The organism is Geodermatophilus nigrescens (assembly GCF_900129495.1).
GTDB lineage: Bacteria > Actinomycetota > Actinomycetes > Mycobacteriales > Geodermatophilaceae > Geodermatophilus > Geodermatophilus nigrescens.
In genome coordinates, this window is the sequence record NZ_FQVX01000001.1 from 626,172 (window position 1) to 644,525 (window position 18,354).

An 18,354-nucleotide genomic window follows, 5' to 3' on the forward strand; every position below is an offset into this window, starting at 1 on the left:
GGGGTTGCGCTGCGTCACCCGTCTCTGGTTGCTTGTGCCGCGCTTCGGTGAGCGGACCCGACCACACGGTCGCTGTCCGTACGCGGGAGGAACGGGGATGGCGCGTCGTCGTCCCCTGCCGACCTGAGCAGACAGGGGGCGGTCACCGTGCTCCACGACTCCCGCGAGCAGGACCGCTCCGGTGCCGCCGGCGCCGGCCTCCGGATCCACGCCGACCGCGTGCGGCGGCAGGAGCAGGACGACAGCGGCGGGCGCCGGCCGGCTCCCGGCTGGCTGCGCCGGTACCGGCGGGCAACCGTCGTCTCCGACGTGCTCGCCGCCGCGCTCGCCGGGGCGACCGCGCAGGTGCTGCGCTTCGGCACGGAGGTCGTCCCCTCGACGACGCTCCTGGTCACCGGGGTCTTCCCCGTGGTCTGGGTGGCCGTGGTGATGCTGGCGGGCGGGCACCGTGCCGCGCACCTCGGCACCGGCACGGAGGAGTACCGGGCGGTGATCCGGGCCGGCGTGGGCTGCCTGGCGCTCATCGCGGTCGTCTCCTACGCCTTCGCGCTGCAGCTCTCCCGCGGGCTGGTCGTCGTGGCCCTGCCGGGCGCGGTCGTCCTCAGCGCGGTCGGCCGGCACGTGCTGCGACGGGTCGTGCACCGGCTGAGGGCCGGTGGCCGCTGCCTGCGCACCGTCGTCGCCGTCGGCCGGTCGAACGCCGTCGCCGACCTCGTGCGGCAGCTCGACCACGACAGCCACTGCGGCATGGCCGTCGTCGCGGCCTGCGTCCCCGACCGCTCGCCGACCGGTGCGCTGGTCGACACCGGGGTCCCTGTCGAGGGGGACCTGCGGTCGGCGGCCGAGGTCGCCCGCCGGCTCGACGTCGACGCCGTCGCGGTCACCAGCTCCAGCGAGACGGCGGCGGTCTACCTCCGGCGTCTGTCCTGGGAGCTCGAGGGCAGCGGCATCGAGCTGCTCGTGGCGCCCGGCCTCATGGAGGTCGCGGGCCCGCGGATGCACGTGCGCCCCTTCATCGGACTGCCTCTCGTGCACGTCGAGGAGCCGGTGTTCACCGGCCCCAAACGGTTGGTCAAGGAGCTGATCGACCGCTCGGGCGCCGCCGTCGCCCTCGTCCTGGTGCTGCCCGTGCTGCTCGCGGCGGCGGTCGCCATCCGGCTGGACAGCCCCGGTCCGGTGCTGTTCCGCCAGGTGCGGGTCGGCCGGGACGGGCGCACCTTCCCGATGCTGAAGTTCCGCACGATGGTGGCCGACGCCGAGCAGCGCCGAGGCGAGCTGGCCGACCGCAACCGCTGCGGCGACGGGCCGATGTTCAAGGTCGCCGACGACCCGCGGATCACCCGGGTCGGGCGGGTGCTGCGCCGCCACTCGATCGACGAGCTGCCGCAGTTCGTCGACGTGCTGCTGGGGCACATGTCGCTGGTCGGGCCGCGGCCCCCGCTGCCGGACGAGGTGGCCCTCTACGACGACTCGGTCGCCCGGCGGCTGCTGGTGAAGCCGGGGCTGACCGGGCTGTGGCAGGTGTCGGGCCGCAGCGACCTCTCGTGGGACGAGGCCGTGCGGCTGGACCTGCGCTACGTCGAGAACTGGTCCCTGGCACTGGACCTGCAGATCATCTGGAAGACCTTCCGGGCCGTGGCCCGGCCGCTGGGGGCGTACTGATGGATCGATCGCGCGCTCGTTCCGTCCCCTCCCGGCTCGGGCTGGTCCTGGTCGCCCTCGTCCTCGCCACGGTCGGCCTGGCCACCGTGCCGACCCGCGCCCTCGCCGCCGACCCCTGCGCGCCGGTCGTCAACCCGGTGGTCTGCGAGAACAGCAAGCCCGGTTCGGGCGACTGGGTGGTCACCCCGGACAGCAGCATCGAGGGATTCACCACCGACATCAGCGCCGACCTCGGGGACCGCGTCGAGTTCAAGGTCCGCACGGACTCGTCCGACTACCGCATCGACGTCTACCGGTTGGGCTGGTACGGCGGGGCGGGGGGCCGCCTCGTCTCCTCGGTGCGCCCGAGCGCCACGCTCCCGCAACGGCAGCCGGACTGCCTGCGCGAGGCGGCCACCGGGATGGTCGACTGCGGCAACTGGGCGGTCTCGGCGAGCTGGACGGTGCCCACGACCGCGGTCTCGGGTGTCCACGTCGCGGTGCTGCACCGCAACGACACCGGCGCGGAGAACCAGGTCACCTTCGTCGTCCGCGACGACGCCAGCCGCTCGGACGTCGTCTTCCAGACGTCGGACACCACGTGGGCCGCCTACAACGCCTGGGGCGGGGCCAGCACCTACTACGGCGACGGCCCCGGAGGCGCCGGCCGTGCCTACGCGGTCAGCTACAACCGCCCGCTGACCGCGGGCGAGTCCGCCGGCCAGGTGGCCTACGCCGAGTACCCGATGATCCGGTTCCTCGAGCGCAACGGCTACGACGTCTCCTACATCGCCGGGGTCGACACCGACCGCCGCGGCGACCTCCTCACCAACCACCGGCTGTTCCTGTCGGTCGGCCACGACGAGTACTGGACGGGTCCGCAGCGGGCCGCGGTCGAGCGGGCCAAGGCCGCCGGCGTCCACCTGGCGTTCTTCAGCGGCAACGAGATGTGGTGGCGGTTCCGCTGGGGCCCGTCGATCGACGGCTCGGGCACCGGCCACCGCTCGTTGATCGTCTACAAGTCCAGCCTCGACGGCAGGCAGACCGACCCGTCCGGCGACTGGACCGGCACCTGGCGCGACCCGCGGTTCCGGCAGCCGGGGGTCACGCCGGAGAACGCGCTCATCGGCCAGCAGTTCTCGGTGAACGGCAACGGCGCCGGGAACCGTGCGGACTCCCTCGCCGTCCCCGCCGAGTACGGGCAGGCGCGGTTGTGGCGCAACACCGCCGTGGCCGGCCAGGCCGCCGGCTCCACCCACACCTTCGGACCCGGCACCCTGGGGTACGAGTGGGACTCCGACGTCGACAACGGCTTCCGGCCGGCGGGGATCGCCCACCTGTCCCACACGGTGGTCGACATCGCCGAGCCCGACGTCCTGCAGGACGACTTCGGGGTGCGTTACGCCCCGGGCAGGGCGACGCACAACCTCACCCTCTACCGCGACCAGGCGAGCGGGGCGCTCGTCTTCGGCGCGGGCACCGTGCAGTGGTCGTGGGGCCTGGACGACGAGCGCGCCGGCGGCGGCCCGGCCGTCGCGAACACCCCGATGCGGCAGGCCACGGTCAACCTCTTCGCCGACATGGGCGTCCAGCCGGCCACGCTGCAGGCCGACCTGCAGGCGGCCGCCGCCAGCACCGACACGACTCCTCCGCAGGTCGAGATCACCGCGCCCGCGGCGGGGGACACCGTCAGCGTGGGATCCCCCGTCACCGTCCGCGGCACCGCCACGGACGCGGGCGGCGTCGTCTCCGGGGTCGAGGTGTCCGTCGACGGCGGCGCCACCTGGCACCCGGCGCAGGGCCGCGGCGAGTGGTCCTACACGTACACGCCCACGGTGTCCGGGCCGTTGTCCGTCCGGGCACGGGCGGTGGACGACAGCGCCCGGCTGTCCGCGCCGGTCGCACTGGACAGCTCCGTCGGTCAGCGGACCTGCCCCTGCTCGATCTGGCCGGACTCCGCGGTCCCGGGGACGCCGGACTCGGGCGACGCGACGCCGATCGAGGTCGGCGTGCGCTGGCAGTCCCAGGTGGCCGGGTACGTCACCGGGATCCGCTTCTACAAGGGCGTCGGGAACACGGGGACCCACACGGGCACCCTCTGGACCGACGACGGGCGGCCCCTGGCCAGCGGCACCTTCGCCGGCGAGACCGCCACCGGCTGGCAGACGCTCGCGCTCAAGACACCGGTGGCCGTGACCGCCGGGACGACCTACGTCGTCTCCTACTTCGCCCCGAACGGCCACTACGCCGCCGACGCCGGCTACTTCTCCGCGGCGCCGACCACCAACGAGCCGCTGACCGCCCTGCGCGACGGCGCCGCCGGACCGAACGGCGTGTACCGGACGGACGGACCCGGATTCCCGGAGCGCACCTTCCAGGGCGCCAACTACTGGGTCGACGTCGTCTTCCAGGCCACCGCGCCCCCGGACACCACCGCACCCGGCGTGGCCCCAGGGAGCCCGATCGACGGCAGCAGCAGCGTGCCGCAGACGTCCGCCGTCACCGCGGTGTTCGACGAGCCGGTCGAGGCGACCAGCATCCGCATGGGCGTCACCGGTGCCGCGGGTTCCCCCGTCGCGGGCACCACCACCTACGACCCGGGGACGCGCACGGCCACGTTCCGTCCCACGGAGCAGCTGGCGGCCGCGACGCGGTTCACGGTGACCGTCTCGGCCGCCACGGACCCAGCCGGCAACCCCATGGCCGCCCCGGTGAGCTGGTCCTTCACGACCGCCCGGCCACCGGCCACACCGGGCGTGTGCCCCTGCAGCGTCTGGGACGACTCGGCCGTCCCGGCAGTGGTCAGCGTGGCCGACCCCGCGGCCGTCGAGCTCGGCATGCGGTTCCGCCCCGACACGGACGGGACCGTGACCGGCGTCCGGTTCTACAAGGGTCCGCAGAACACCGGGACGCACGTCGGCACGTTGTGGTCGGCGGACGGCCGGGAGCTCGCCCGCGCGACCTTCGGCGCCGAGTCGGCCACCGGCTGGCAGGAGGTCGCGTTCGACCGGCCCGTCGAGGTCACGGCCGGGACCACCTACGTCGTCTCGTACCACACGGACGCCGGCTACTACTCCGCCACGGCCGGCGGCCTCTCGCAGGCCGTCGTCCGCAGTCCGCTCACCGCACTGGCCGACGGCGAGGACGGTCCCAACGGCGTGTACGTCTACGGCGCCAGGGCCTTCCCCACGCGGCCCGGCTCCGCCAACTACTGGGTCGACGTCGTCTTCCGCCCGGCGCCGGACACCCTGCCGCCGACGGTCACCGGGACGGCACCCGGCGCGGGCAGCACGAGCGTCCCCGTCGACGTCGTCGTGTCCGCCACCTTCAGCGAGCAGGTGGACCCGACGTCGGTCACCGTGGCCGTGTCCTCCGGCGCGGGGGCGGCCGTCCCCGGGACGACGGCCTACGACCCGGAGACCCGCACGGTCCGGTTCTCGCCGTCGGAGCCCCTGACGGCCGCCACCGGCTACAGCGCGACGGTGTCCGGGGTGCGGGACACCTCGGGCAACGCCATGTCCGCGCCACGGACGTGGTCGTTCACCACCTCGGGTGTCGGGGCCTGTCCCTGCACGCTCTTCAGCGACGCGGTGCCCGGCAACCCGGCGACCGACGACGGCCGCTCGGTGGAACTCGGCACCCGGCTGCGCTTCGACGTGGACGGCTGGGTGACCGGCGTCCGCTTCTACAAGGGCACGGGCAACACCGGCACCCACACCGGCACGCTGTGGAGCGCCGACGGTCAGGTCCTCGCGCGTGGCACCTTCGACGCCGAGACCGCATCGGGCTGGCAGCAGCTGCGCTTCGCCAACCCGGTCGAGGTGACGGCCGGCACCACCTACGTCGTCTCCTACCACGCACCGTCCGGGCACTACGCCGCCGACGTCGGTGCCTTCACCGACCGCGGCCGGGACAACGCGCCGGTGCACGGTCTGCGGGACGGCGTGGACGGTCCCAACGGGGTCTACGCGTACGGGCCGGTCCCGGCCTTCCCGACGAGCTCGCACCGTGGCTCGAACTACTGGGTCGACGCCGTGTTCGAGACCGTCGCGCCCGCCGACAACACGCCCCCGTCGGTGACCGCGACCTCGCCTGGGGACGGCTGGTCCAGCGTGCCGGTCACCTCGCCGGTGCAGTTCACCTTCGACGAGGCGGTCCAGGCCGGCACGGCCACCGTCCGGGTCAGCACGGCCCAGGGCGGTCCCGTGACCGGGACGGTGAGCGGCTTCGGTTCCCGCACGGTCGTGTTCACGCCCGACGCCCCGTTCCCACCGGGGACCGCCGTGACCGCGACGGTCGAGGGGACGCGGGACCTGAGCGGCAACGCCATGGCGGCGCCCGTGACGACCTCGTTCACGACCGCGGCCGGCCAGACCGCCGGGTGTCCCTGCACGCTGTTCCCCGACAGCGCCGTTCCGGCGGTCGTGGCCGACGGCGACAGCGAGCCGATCGAACTGGGCGTGCGGTTCAGCGTCGACACCCCGGGGTCCGTGACCGGCGTGCGGTTCTACAAGGGCCCGGGCAACACGGGCACGCACACCGGCAGCCTGTGGGGCCCGGACGGCGGGCGGCTGGCACAGGCCACCTTCATCGGTGAGACGAGTGGCGGCTGGCAGCAGGTGCTCTTCGAGACGCCGGTGGAGGTCTCGCCGGGGGTGACCTACACGGCGAGCTACCACACCGACACCGGGCACTACAGCCACACGCGCGGGGCGTTCGAGTTCACCGGCGTGGACCGTGGGCCGCTGCACGCGCCGCGCGCGACCGCGACGGAGCCGAACGGCGTGTACGTCTACGGGGCCTCCGCATGGCCGACCCGGGGCTCGAACACCGACTACGGCGTCGACGTCGTCTTCGTGACGGACGGGGCCGGCACCCCGTCGCCGCCACCGGGCGCGGACACGACGCCGCCGCAGACGGTGCGGACCACCCCGGCCGACGGGGACCAGGGCGTGAGCAGGACGGCGCCGGTGAGTGCGGCGTTCTCCGAGCCGCTGGCGGCGTCGTCGGTCCGCTTCACCCTGACCGGGCCTGCAGGGGCCGTGCCCGTGATCGCCGGCCTGGACGCCACGGGCACGACGGTGACCGCCACCCCGACGGCGGCGCTGGAGCCCGGGACGACGTACACCGCGAGCCTCGTCGTGGCCGACACGGCGGGCAACGCCGTGCCGGCGCCGGTGACCTGGCGCTACACGACCGGGGCGGACGGGACGCCGGCCGTGGGCGAGTGCCCGTGCACGCTGTTCGCGGACGGCTCCGCCCCCGCGGCCGTCGCGGACGGTGACTCCGCCGCCGTCGAACTGGGTGTGCGGTTCTCGACCGACACGGGCGGTGTCGTCACCGGCGTCCGCTTCCACAAGGCAGCGGGCAACACCGGCACGCACACCGGCAGCCTGTGGGCGCCGGACGGGAGGCGGCTGGCGCAGGCCACCTTCGTGGACGAGACCGCGAGCGGCTGGCAGACGGTCCTGTTCGACACACCCGTGGAGGTCTCGCCGGGGGTGACGTACACGGCCAGCTACCACACCGACACCGGGCACTACGGCTACACGCGCGGTGCGTTCGAGTTCGCCGGCGTCGACCGGGGGCCCCTGCACGCGCCGCAGGCGACCGCCACGGAGCCCAACGGCGTCTACGTCTACGGGGCCTCGGCGTGGCCGACCCGCGGCTCGAACACCGACTACGGCGTCGACGTCGTCTTCGTGCCACAGACGGCGCCCGTGGTCACGGCAGCGGCCGCCCCCACGGCGGAGGCCGTGCCCGTCCCCACCACGGAGGCGGCACCGCCGGTCGCCGGTCCGGCCCCGGCGGAGTCCGCGCCGACGACGGGAGAGGCGCCGTCGTCCTCGGCTCCGTCGTCCTCGGCTCCGTCGTCCTCGGCTCCGTCGTCCTCGGCTCCGTCGTCCTCGGCTCCGTCGTCCTCGGCTCCGTCGTCCTCGGCACCGGAGACCTCGGCTCCGTCGTCCTCGGCACCGGAGACCTCGGCACCGTCGAACACCGCACCGGAGACCTCGGCTCCGGAGACCTCTGCACCCTCGAGCACCGCGCCGGAGACCTCGGCACCGGGGACCTCCGCACCGTCGAGCACGGCACCGTCGAGCACGGCACCGTCGAGCACGGCACCGCCGACCCAGACGCCGTCGTCGACACCGCCCGCCGGGGAGGCGCCGGCTCCCGCGCCGGTCTCGCTGTACACCGAGGCGGACGTGCCGCCCGAGCGGGCGGTCGACGACACGGCGCCGGCCGAGCTCGGCACGCGGTTCACCACCGCGGCCGACGTCTGGGTGACCGCGCTGCGCGTCGCCACGGGCGCCGGCGCGACCGGGACGCCCGTCGGCAGCCTCTGGACCGCCGACGGGCAGCGCCTGGCCTCGGTACGGTTCGCGGACCCGACGGAGCCCGGCTGGCAGACCGCCGTCCTCGGGCAGCCGGTCGCGCTGCGGGCCGGCGAGGAGTACGTCGTCAGCCACACCGCGCCGGAGGGCCGGTGGACGGAGACGGCCGGCGGGGCGGCCACCGACCGCACCAGCGGGCCGCTCACCGCGCCGGCGGATCGGGCGTCCGCGCCCAACGGCGTGCGGGGGCCCGCCGGGGCATTCCCCGCCGAGCCGGCGGACGCGGCGGCCTTCTGGGTGGACGTCGTCGTCAGCACGGTCGAGCCGCCCGGCGCGGCGACCGACACCGCGCGGCCCGCGGTGACCGCCACCGGCCCGCAGGCGACGGCGCTGTTCAGCGAGCCGGTCGAGGACGTGCGGATGACCCTCGCCGGGCCGGACGGGACCGAGGTCCCCGCCGCGCTCGGATGGGACCCGCGCACCCTCGTCGCCCGGCTCGAGCCGGCGCAGGCACTCGCGCCGGGGACCACCTGGACGGTGACGGTGAGTGCCGCCCGGGATGCGGCCGGCAACACCCTCGCCGGTCCCGTGACTTGGACGTTCACCACCTGATCGGGCGGACCTGGAGAGGCGCGACGAGAGGCCCCCCGCGGGGGCCGGGAGCACACCAGACTGGCGCGGCGCGCGACCGGTCGAGGAACGACACGGGGAGAGAGCAGTGAGCGAAGCCATCGGCACCGCACCCGTCGGGATCGCCGTCGTCGGCGCCGGCTACTGGGGGCCCAACCTGGTGCGCAACGCCCAGGCGACCCCGGGCCTGCGCCTGGAGTACCTCTGCGACCTCGACGTCGCCCGGGCCCGCGCGGTGCTCGGCGGCTACAGCACGGTCCGGGTCACCGACGACCTCGGCGCGGTGCTGGCCGACCCGGCGGTGGGGGCGGTCGCCGTCGCCACCCCGGCCGCCACCCACGCCGGCATCGCGATGGCGGCGCTGTCGGCGGGCAAACACGTGCTGGTCGAGAAGCCGCTCGCGGCCAGCCTCGAGGACGGCGCGAAGCTGGTGCGCACCGCCGAGGACGCCGGGCTGGTCCTCATGCTGGACCACACCTACTGCTACACGCCCGCTGTCTCGCACCTGCGGGACCTCGTCCGCGGCGGCGAGCTGGGCACGCTGCAGTACCTGGACTCGGTGCGGATCAACCTGGGCCTGGTGCAGGCCGACGTCGACGTCGTCTGGGACCTCGCGCCGCACGACCTGTCGATCCTCGACTCGCTGCTGCCCGACGGCGTCACACCGGTGAGCGTGGCCGCGCACGGCGCCGACCCGCTCGGCTGCGGGCAGGTCTGCGTGGCCCACCTGTCGATCGAGCTGAGCTCCGGCGCGCTGGCGCACGTGCACGTCAACTGGCTGTCGCCGACCAAGGTGCGCACCACGATCGTCGGCGGCTCGCGCCGCACCGTCGTCTGGGACGACCTCAACCCCACGCAGCGGGTGGCGGTCTACGACCGCTCGATCGAGACCCGCGACCCCGCCGAGCTGGGCGTCGAGGCCCGCAACCAGACGCGGGTGTCCTACCGGATCGGGGACATGGTCGCCCCGGCCCTCCCCGAGAGAGAGGCACTGCGCACGATGATGGGCGAGTTCGCGGCGGCGATCACCGAGGGGCGGCCGCCGCTCACCGACGGGCGGTCGGGCCTGCGGGTGCTGGCGATGCTCGAGGCGGCCAGCGCGAGCCTGCGCGCCGGCGGCGTCGCGGTCCCGGTCGAGCAGGTCGCCACCGAGACGAGCACCGTGGCGGTGCCGGCGTGAGCGCCGCGGTGGAGCTCGCCAGCAGCCGGGTGCTGGTCACCGGCGGCGCGGGCACGATCGGCTCGCACGTCGTCGACCAGCTCGTCGACGCGGGCGCCGCCGAGGTCGTGGTCCTCGACAACCTCGTGCGCGGGCGGCTGGCCAACCTCGACCGGGCGCTCCGGCGCGGCGGCGACGTCGTCCGGGTGGTCGAGGGCGACATCCGCGACGTCGCCCTGGTGCACGAGCTGACCCGCGGGAGGGACCTGGTCTTCCACCTGGCCGCGCTGCGCATCACCCAGTGCGCCGAGCAGCCCCGGCTGGCGCTGGAGTCGCTCGTCGACGGCACGTTCACGGTCCTCGAGGCGGCCGCCGAGCACGGCGTCGCGAAGGTGGTCGCCTCCTCGTCGGCGTCGGTCTACGGCCTCGCGGAGGAGTTCCCCACCACCGAGCGGCACCACCCGTACAACAACGACACCTTCTACGGGGCGGCGAAGGCCTTCAACGAGGGCATGCTGCGCAGCTTCAAGGCCATGTACGACCTCGACTCGGTCGCGCTGCGCTACTTCAACGTCTACGGCCCGCGGATGGACGTCTGGGGCGTCTACACCGAGGTGCTCATCCGCTGGATGGAGCGCATCGACGCCGGCGAGCCGCCGCTCATCCTCGGTGACGGCCTGCAGACCATGGACTTCGTCCACGTCGAGGACATCGCCCGCGCGAACCTGCTGGCCGCGCAGGCCGACGTCACCGACACCGTGTTCAACATCGCCTCGGGCACCGAGACCAGCCTGCGCGAGCTCGCCGACCGGCTGCTCGCGGCCATGGGGTCGGACCTGGCGCCCGTGCACGGCGAGGCGCGGAAGGTCAATGCGGTGACCCGCCGGCTGGCCGACGTCAGCGCGGCCCGCGAGCAGCTGGGCTGGACCGCCCGGATCGGTCTCGACGAGGGCCTGCGCGGGCTCGTCGAGTGGTGGCGCGCGGAGCAGCGGCTCGGGCAGGAGGCGCCGGCGTGACCGCTCTCGACGCGCCGGCCCTCCCGGTCATCCCGGTCATGAAGCCGTGGCTGGGGGAGGAGGAGGCCGCGGCCGCCGCGGAGGCCGTCGCCTCCGGCTGGGTCGCGCAGGGCCCGCGGGTGCGCGCCTTCGAGGAGGCGTTCGCCCGCCGGGTGGGTGCGGCCGAGGCGGTCGCCGTCTCCAACTGCACGACGGCGCTGCACCTGGCGCTGCACCTGCTCGGCGTGGGCCCGGGTGACGACGTCGTCGTCCCGTCGTTCTCCTTCATCGCCACCGCCAACGCCGTCCGGCACGTCGGCGCGCAGCCGGTGTTCGCCGACGTCGACCTGGTCACGGGCAACCTCACGCCCGGCACGGTCGAGGCGGCGCTGACCCCGCGTACCCGGGCGGTGGTCGTGGTCCACCAGGCCGGGGTCCCCGCAGACACCGCCGCGCTCGGGGCGTTGCTCGAGCCCCGCGGCATCCCCGTCGTGGAGGACGCCGCGTGCGCCATCGGCAGCACCCTGTTCGGCCGCCCGGTCGGCGCCGGGGCGCAGCTGGCGGCGTTCTCCTTCCACCCGCGCAAGCTCGTCACCACCGGCGAGGGCGGGATGCTCGTGACCCCCTCGGCCGACGTCGCCGCCCGCGCCCGCCGGCTGCGCGAGCACGGCATGAGCGTCAGCGCCGCTGACCGGCACGCCAGCGGCAGCGTCGCCCCCGAGCAGTACCTGGAGCCCGGCTTCAACTTCCGCATGACCGACGTCCAGGCCGCGATCGGGCTGGTGCAGCTGACCCGGCTCGACGCGATGGTCGCGCGCCGCCGGGAGCTCGCCGCCCGCTACCGCGCGCTGCTCGCCGACCTGCCGGGCCTGCGGCTGGTGGACGACCCGTCGTGGGGGACGACGAACGTGCAGTCCTGCTGGCTGCTGCTGCCCGAGGACGCCCCCGTCGGCCGCGACGCCGTGCTGGCGCGGATGAGCGCGGCCGGGGTGTCGGGCCGCCGGGGGATCATGGCCGCCCACCTCGAGCCCGCCTACGCCGACCGGCCGCGGGTGTCGCTGCCGGCCACCGAGCGGCTCACCGCCGACAGCCTGGTGCTGCCGCTGTTCCACCAGATGACCGAGGGCGAGCAGGACCGCGTCGTCGACGCCCTGCGCGCGGCGCTGGTGCCGTGAGCGGCGCCCCGCGGCCGTTGGTCGTCCTCGGCGCCGGCGGCTCCGCGCGCGAGGTCGTGCAGCTGCTGCGCGCCTGCCCGGACGCGGCGGGGGAGCCGGTCGCCGTCACCGGCCTGCTCGACGACGACCCGGCGCGGGCGGGCACCTCCGTCGACGGCGTCCCGGTCCTCGGGCCGACCGCCGCAGCCGCGGAGCACGCCGGCCGCGGGGCGCTGCTGCTCGCCTGCGTCGGCTCGCCCCGCGACCCCGGCTCCCGGGCGCGGCTCACCGCGCGGCTCGGCCTGCCCGACGACGCCTGGGCCACCGTCGTCCACCCGCTGGCCGCCGTCTCGCCGGACAGCACGGTCGGGGCCGGCAGCGTGCTGCACGCCGGCGTCGTGCTCACCGTGGCGGTCACCGTCGGCCGCCACGTGTACGCGATGCCGCACGTCGTGCTCACCCACGACGACGAGGTCGCCGACGCGGCCACCTTCGGCGCGGGCGTGCGGCTGGCCGGCGGCGTCAGCGTCGGCGCGGCCGCCTACCTCGGCTCCGGCGCCCTGGTCCGCGAGCACCGGCGGATCGGCGCCGGCGCGCTCGTCGGCATGGGCAGCGTCGTCGTCCGCGACGTGCCGCCCGGCCAGACCTGGGCCGGCAACCCGGCCCGCCCCCTCACCCCGTCCCCGGCAGCGCTCGTGGAGGCCTCCCTGTGACGACGCTCGACAGCTCCCTGACCACCGGTCCCGTGCCGCTGGTCGACCTCGGCGTGCAGCGCGACCGCGTCGCCGGCGAGGTGGCCGAGGGGTTCGCCCGCGTGCTGGCCACCACCGCGTTCATCGGCGGCCCCGACGTCGGCGCCTTCGAGGAGGAGTTCGCGGCGGCCACCGGCCGGGTGCACTGCGTCGGCGTGGGCAACGGCACCGACGCGCTGGAGTTCGCGCTGCGCGCCTGCGGCATCGGCGCCGGCGACGGAGTGGCGCTGCCGGCCAACACCTTCGTCGCCAGCGCCGAGGCGGTGCTGCGCGCCGGGGCGCGGCCGGTGCCGGTCGACGTCGACGACGAGCACCTGCTGCTCGACCCGGCCGCGCTGGAGGCCGTCGCCGGCGAGGTCCGCGCGGTGCTGCCGGTGCACCTGTTCGGCCAGATGGCGCCGATGGCGGAGATCGCCGACGTGGCCGCCCGGCACGGCCTCGTCGTCGTCGAGGACGCCGCGCAGGCGCAGGGCGCCACCCACCGCGGCGTGCCGATGGGCGGCTGGGGGAGCGCGGCGGGCACGAGCTTCTACCCCGGCAAGAACCTCGGCGCCTTCGGCGACGCGGGCGCGGTGACCACCGACGACGACGGCATCGCCCGCACCGTACGGCTGCTGGCCAACCACGGCAGCGAGGTGAAGTACCAGCACCCGGTGCTCGGCTTCAACTCCCGCCTGGACACCCTGCAGGCGGTCGTGCTGCGCGCGAAGCTGCGCCGGCTGGCCGAGTGGAACGCCGAGCGCGCCGCCGCCGCGCAGCGCTACGCGGTCCTCCTCGACGGTGTGCCCGGGGTCCGCCTGCCCGGGGTGGCGCCCGGCAACGAGCACGTGTGGCACCTCTACGTGGTGCGGGTGCCGGCCCGCGACGCCGTGCTGGCCGACCTCAACGCCGCGGGCATCGGCGCGGGCGTGCACTACCCCGTGCCGGTGCACCTGACCGGCGCGCTCGCGCCCGGCGGGCACGCGGCCGGCGACTTCCCGGTGGCCGAGCGGGCGGCGGGGGAGATCCTGTCGCTGCCCATCTATCCCGGCATCACCGCCGCCCAGCAGGAGCGGGTGGCCGCGGTGCTCACCGGGGCGGTGGCCCGCCGTGGCTGACCCGGCCGGCGTGCGGGTGCACCCGCTGGGCCTGTGCGAGAGCGACGACGTGGGGCCCGGCACGCGGGTGTGGGCGTGGGCGCACGTGATGCCCGGGGCCCGCGTCGGCGCCGACTGCAACGTCTGCGACCACGCCTACGTCGAGGGCGGCGCCCGGCTCGGCGACCGGGTCACCGTGAAGAACGGGGTGATGGTCTTCGCCGGCGTCGACATCGGCGACGACGTCTTCCTCGGGCCCGGCGTCGTCTTCACCAACGACCTGCGGCCCCGCGCCCACGTGAAGAAGGGCGCCGAGTCGCTGCTGCCCACGGTGGTCGAGGACGGCGTCACGCTCGGCGCGGGCGCCGTCGTCGTCTGCGGCACCCGGATCGGCCGGCACGCCTTCGCCGCCGCCGGGTCGGTGGTCACCCGCGACGTCCCCGCGCACGCCTTCGTCGCCGGCAACCCCGCCCGGGTGCGCGGCTGGGTCTGCTCCTGCGGCGAGCGCCTCGACGACGACCTGACCTGCCCGGCCTGCGGCCGGGCCCACCACCGCTCGGTCGCCGGCGTGCTCGACGAAGCGGCTCCCCTCCGGACGGCATCGGGCGCCTGAGCATGGGGCTGCGCGTCGCGGAGGGAGGACCGCTGTTCGGCAGGGCGGAGCGCGCACTCGGCTGGAGCGTGGCGAGCACCGCGATCGGCAAGCTGAGCACCCTGGCGATCGGCATCGCCCTCGCCCGCATCCTCGGACCCGAGGAGTTCGGCACCTTCGCCGTCGCGCTGGTGGCGCTGCTCGCCGTCCTCAGCTTCAACGAGCTGGGTGTCAGCCTGGCGATCGTCCGCTGGCCCGGTGAGCCGGAGGACATCGTCCCGACCGTCGCCACGCTGTCCGTCCTGTCCAGCGCGGTGACCTACGCGGGATGCTGGCTCGCGGCGCCGGCCTTCAGCGCGCTGATGGGTGACCCCGCAGCCACCGACACCGTGCGGTTGCTCTGTGTCTGCGTGTTCGTCAACGGCCTGGTCGCTGCGCCCGCCGCGGTTCTCCAGCGGCGGTTCCGGCAGGACCGCAAGCTCGTCGCCGACCAGGTGACCACCTGGGTGGGTGCCCTCACCTCGATCGGCTGCGCCCTGGCCGGCATGGGTGCCATCAGCCTGGCGATCGGCCAGCTGACCGGGTCGGTCGCCGGGGCCGTGCTCCTCGCGGCCTTCGCGCCGTCGGCGCTCAGGCTCGGCTTCGACCCCGCCCGTGCCCGCGCCCTGCTCCGCTTCGGCCTGCCGCTCGCCGGGTCGAGCATCGTGGTCTTCGCCGCCGGCAACGTCGACCGGCTGATCGTGGGGGCCGTGCTGGGGCCGGTCCCCCTGGGCCTGTACGTGCTCGCGGTCAACCTGTCGAACTGGCCGGTCGCCGTCTTCTCGCAACCGGTCCGCGCCGTCGCACCGGCCACGCTGGCCCGGCTGCAGCACGACCCGGCCTCGATGCGCTCCACGTTCCTCACGACCCTCGGTCTCCTGGCGGCGGTGACCGCGCCTGTGTGCGCCCTGCTCGGCGGCGCGGCCGAACCGCTGGTCCGGCTCGTCTACGGCGCTGTCTGGGTACCGGCAGCAGACGTCCTGCCGTGGCTGGCCGCACTCGCCGTGCTCCGTGTCCTGTTCGAGCTGCACTACGACCACCTCGTCGTGCTGGCGCGCACCGGCGTGGTGTTCACGGCCCAGGTCCTCTGGCTCGCCGCGCTGGTCCCGGCGACGGTGGTCGGTGCCCGAGCTGCCGGTGCACCGGGCGCGGCGGCGGCCGCGTTGGTGGTCGCCGCGCTGGTCGTCGCACCGGTCTACCTGACCGCCGTGCGGCGGGAGGGGATCGCCCCCTCCGCGGTGGGCAGGCGGGTGGCACCACCCGTCGGAGGCGCCCTGGCCGTCGGGGTCCTCGCCTGGCTGGCCACCCGGAGCCTCGGCCCCGACCTCCTGGCGCTCGCGGTCGCCGCCGTTCCGGCCGTCGTGGCCGTGGCCCTGCTGCTGTACCGGTCGAGGAGGGACGTGCGGCGGTTGCGTGCGGACCTCGGCCGGCCGGCGCCGGCCACCTCGGAGCAGGAGCGGGTCCTCGCGCTGGCGGAGACCCCCGGCACGTCAGGGGTGATCCGTCCGTGAGGCCGATGCGCGTCGTCGTCTACCCGCACACGATGGAGGTCGGGGGCAGCCAGTTGAACGCGCTCGAGATCGCCGCCGCCGTGCGTGAGCGCGGTCACGAGGTGCTGCTCTACGCGCCTGAGGGCGACCTGCTCGCCCACGCCCACAGCCTCGGCCTGGAACACGTGCCCGCGCTGCGCGCCCCCTTCCACCCCTCGCCGACGGTCACGCGGGACCTCGCCCGCCTGGTCCACGACCGGGGCATCGACGTCCTGCACGGCTACGAGTGGCCCCCGGCGCTCGAGGCGTTCGGTGTGCGCGCCCTCCGGCCCCACGTGGCCGCCGTCGCCACGGTCATGTCGATGGCGATCCCGCCGTTCCTGCCGTCGTCCATGCCGCTCGTGGTCGGCACCCGCCGCCTGGCCGAGCAGGCCCGTCGCAGTCGCCGTGGGCCGGTCCGTCTGCTCGAGCCCCCCGTCGACACCCACGCGAACCGCCCCGGTGTCGCGGCCGACCGATTCCGCGCCGACCACCCGGTCGAGCCCGGTACCGCCCAGGTCGTCGTCGTCTCCCGGCTGGCGCACGAGCTCAAGCTGGAGGGGATCCTCACGGCCGTCCGGGCCGTCGCGACGCTGGCCCGCGGCCGCGCGGTCCGTCTCGTCGTCGTGGGTGACGGTCCGGCCGCCCCGGAGGTCCGCGCGGCCGCGGAGGAGGTCAACCGGGCCGCGGGCCGCGAGGTCGTCCTGCTGACGGGGCAGCTCGACGACCCGCGCGGGGCCTACGACGCGGCGGACGTGTGCCTGGGCATGGGCGGCTCGGCCCTGCGCGCGCTGGCCTTCGCCCGGCCGCTGGTCGTTCAGGGGGAGCGTGGGTTCTTCGAGCTGCTGACCCCCGAGAGCGTGGGCACCTTCCTCGAGCAGGGCTGGTACGGGGTGGCGGACCGGGCGCCCGAGGAGGCCGTCGAGCACCTGGCGGCGCTCCTCGTCGGGCTGCTCGACGACCCCGGGCGCCGCGAGCGCCTCGGGTGCTACGGCCGGGAGCTGGTCGAGGAGCGCTTCGGACTGGGGCGCGCCGCCGAGCTGCAGATCGAGGTGTACCGCGAGGCCGTCGAAGCACGCGCCGGGGTTGCCCGGACTCTCGCCGAGGGGGCGCGCAGCACCACCGCGGTCGTGCGGCACAAGGCCCGGCGGCGGGTCCAGCGATCGCGCGGAGACGTCGCCCGGGACGACTTCAATGCCAAGCCGGCCTGACCGGCGCGAGCCCGCCGTGCTCGTCGGCCGCGGCGAGCAGCGTGTCGGCCCGCGCCCCCCAGCTGTTCTCGCGGGCCCAGGCGAGGCTGCGCTCGGGCCACCCGGCGGGCGGCCCCGCCGCGGCCAGGGCCGCGGCCTCGGCGAACGCCTCCGGTGTGCCGGCCGTGGTGACGAGCCCCGCGGGCAGGAGGTCCAACGCCGGCAACGGCGTGCTGACCACCGGAACGCCGGCGGCGAGGTACTCCAGGGTCTTGAGCGGGATGCTCGCCTCGTTGAAGGCGGTCCGGCGGTACGGCGTCAGGCCGACGTCCATGGCGGCCAGGTACCCGGGGAGGCGCTCGACCGGCTGCCGGCCGACCCACTGCACGCGCTCACGCGCCAGGAGGGCCGCGGCCCGCGCCGGCTCGAGGGCCGGGTCGAGGGGGCCGACCAGCAGGAGCGACAGCCCCGCGTCGGCGACCGCCTCCAGCAGGGCGAGGTCCAGGCGCGGCGAGAGCTGGCCGACCACGCCGGCGACGGGCCCGCTCAGCCGGAACCCCTCGGGCCGGGACGCCGTCGCCACGCGTCGGCGCAGGCCGGGGTCGCAGCCGTTGGGCAGCACGAGCGAGTCGTGACCCGTCTCCGACCAGCGGCGGGCGAGCGCGGGGGAGATGGCCAGCCGGACGCGTGCGTCGGTGAGCTGGCGGTGCTCCCATCCCGCCAGACGGGCGGGGTCGATGCGCAGGAGGGCGGCGCCGGCGGCGAAGTCGTCGGTGGCGTAGTAGACCCGCGTGCCGCCCGTCCGGGGACGGGGCTGCGGGGTGGCGACGACCTCGACCGTGGGTCGGGGGCCCGTGCGCCGCAGGGCGGCCCGTGCCGCCCGCCCGGCACGCCAGGAGGACAGGCGCCAGGTCGCGCGCCGGTTGGGCCACGGCGGGCCGACGGTCCGGATGGTCACCAGGGACGGCGAACGGCGGATGCACCGGACCGGCCGGAGCAGGCCACGCAGTCCCTCGGTGCGCAGCCAGTGCTGCAGCGGCACGGGCGGGTCGACCCACAGGACCGGCCGTTGCCTGGAGACCTCCGTGGCCAGGAGCCGGTCGGTCCCGGTCACCTCGTCCCAGCCGACGCCCGGGAACCAGACGACGGATCCGGACGGGATCACGGCTCGACGAGGACGACCGACCGCATGGCGCTGGACAGTAGCCGCGCACACCAGGGGGAGGGGACGTGAGCACACCACGGACGGGAGCAACCGGGAC

The 18,354-nt window shown here is 75.5% G+C and carries 11 protein-coding genes and 2 pseudogenes; 11 read left to right on the forward strand and 2 right to left on the reverse strand.

The window, feature by feature from the left end:
• Positions 1-147 precede the first annotated feature (147 nt).
• Together BUE37_RS03040 and BUE37_RS03045 are read left to right on the forward strand one after the other, a co-directional pair.
• A complete protein-coding gene (locus BUE37_RS03040) occupies positions 148-1,662 on the forward strand; it encodes a sugar transferase (protein WP_245794262.1) in 1,515 nt (504 codons plus the stop codon).
• Positions 1,662-7,313: pseudogene (locus BUE37_RS03045) on the forward strand (DUF4082 domain-containing protein); the annotation flags it as partial. The gene BUE37_RS03040 and the pseudogene BUE37_RS03045, both read left to right, overlap by 1 nt.
• An 8-nt stretch (positions 7,314-7,321) precedes the next feature.
• On the opposite strand, the gene BUE37_RS24945 reads toward BUE37_RS03045, so the two are convergent.
• A complete protein-coding gene (locus BUE37_RS24945; RefSeq protein ID WP_425432413.1) occupies positions 7,322-7,948 on the reverse strand; it encodes a pentapeptide repeat-containing protein in 627 nt (208 codons plus the stop codon).
• Between BUE37_RS24945 and BUE37_RS24950 the strand changes: the two are divergent.
• The 9 genes and pseudogenes from BUE37_RS24950 to BUE37_RS03085 all read left to right on the forward strand — a co-directional run.
• A pseudogene (locus BUE37_RS24950) lies at positions 7,857-8,588 on the forward strand (DUF4082 domain-containing protein); the annotation flags it as partial. The gene BUE37_RS24945 and the pseudogene BUE37_RS24950 overlap by 92 nt on opposite strands.
• Positions 8,589-8,694: 106 nt before the next feature.
• A complete protein-coding gene (locus BUE37_RS24710) occupies positions 8,695-9,786 on the forward strand; it encodes a Gfo/Idh/MocA family protein (protein WP_217651098.1) in 1,092 nt (363 codons plus the stop codon).
• Positions 9,783-10,781 carry an NAD-dependent epimerase/dehydratase family protein gene (locus BUE37_RS03055; RefSeq protein ID WP_073418593.1) on the forward strand — a complete coding sequence of 333 codons (999 nt, stop codon included), beginning with the start codon at positions 9,783-9,785 and terminating at the stop codon, positions 10,779-10,781. The genes BUE37_RS24710 and BUE37_RS03055 overlap by 4 nt, the downstream gene beginning before the upstream one ends.
• Positions 10,778-11,935: a DegT/DnrJ/EryC1/StrS family aminotransferase gene (locus BUE37_RS03060; RefSeq protein WP_217651099.1), complete on the forward strand. Its 1,158-nt coding sequence runs from the start codon at positions 10,778-10,780 to the stop codon at positions 11,933-11,935. The genes BUE37_RS03055 and BUE37_RS03060 overlap by 4 nt, the downstream gene beginning before the upstream one ends.
• On the forward strand, positions 11,932-12,627 hold the full coding sequence (locus tag BUE37_RS03065; RefSeq protein WP_073418594.1) for a NeuD/PglB/VioB family sugar acetyltransferase: 696 nt from the start codon (positions 11,932-11,934) through the stop codon (positions 12,625-12,627). The genes BUE37_RS03060 and BUE37_RS03065 overlap by 4 nt, the downstream gene beginning before the upstream one ends.
• Positions 12,624-13,763: a DegT/DnrJ/EryC1/StrS family aminotransferase gene (locus tag BUE37_RS03070; RefSeq protein ID WP_217651100.1), complete on the forward strand. Its 1,140-nt coding sequence runs from the start codon at positions 12,624-12,626 to the stop codon at positions 13,761-13,763. The genes BUE37_RS03065 and BUE37_RS03070 overlap by 4 nt, the downstream gene beginning before the upstream one ends.
• The gene (locus tag BUE37_RS03075; protein WP_073418595.1) at positions 13,756-14,355 is read left to right on the forward strand and encodes an acyltransferase; all 600 of its coding nucleotides are present in this window, start codon (positions 13,756-13,758) and stop codon (positions 14,353-14,355) included. Before BUE37_RS03070 ends, BUE37_RS03075 begins: the two co-directional genes overlap by 8 nt.
• A 68-nt stretch (positions 14,356-14,423) precedes the next feature.
• Positions 14,424-15,884, forward strand: a complete 1,461-nt coding sequence (locus BUE37_RS03080) for an oligosaccharide flippase family protein (RefSeq protein WP_217651101.1) — start codon at positions 14,424-14,426, stop codon at positions 15,882-15,884.
• Positions 15,885-15,889: 5 nt separating this feature from the next.
• Positions 15,890-17,113, forward strand: a complete 1,224-nt coding sequence (locus BUE37_RS03085) for a glycosyltransferase family 4 protein (protein WP_073418597.1) — start codon at positions 15,890-15,892, stop codon at positions 17,111-17,113.
• Here the strand turns inward: BUE37_RS03085 and BUE37_RS03090 are convergent.
• Positions 17,094-18,257, reverse strand: coding sequence for a glycosyltransferase (locus BUE37_RS03090; protein WP_073418598.1), 1,164 nt, complete (start codon positions 18,255-18,257; stop codon positions 17,094-17,096). The two genes, BUE37_RS03085 and BUE37_RS03090, sit on opposite strands and share 20 nt — an antisense overlap.
• Between the last annotated feature and the right edge of the window lie 97 nt (positions 18,258-18,354).

Coding starts and splice junctions, on each gene's coding strand:
- BUE37_RS03085 (WP_073418597.1), top strand. CDS start 15,890: ATGCGCGTCGTCGTCTACCCGCACACGATGGAGGTCGGGGGCAGCCAG.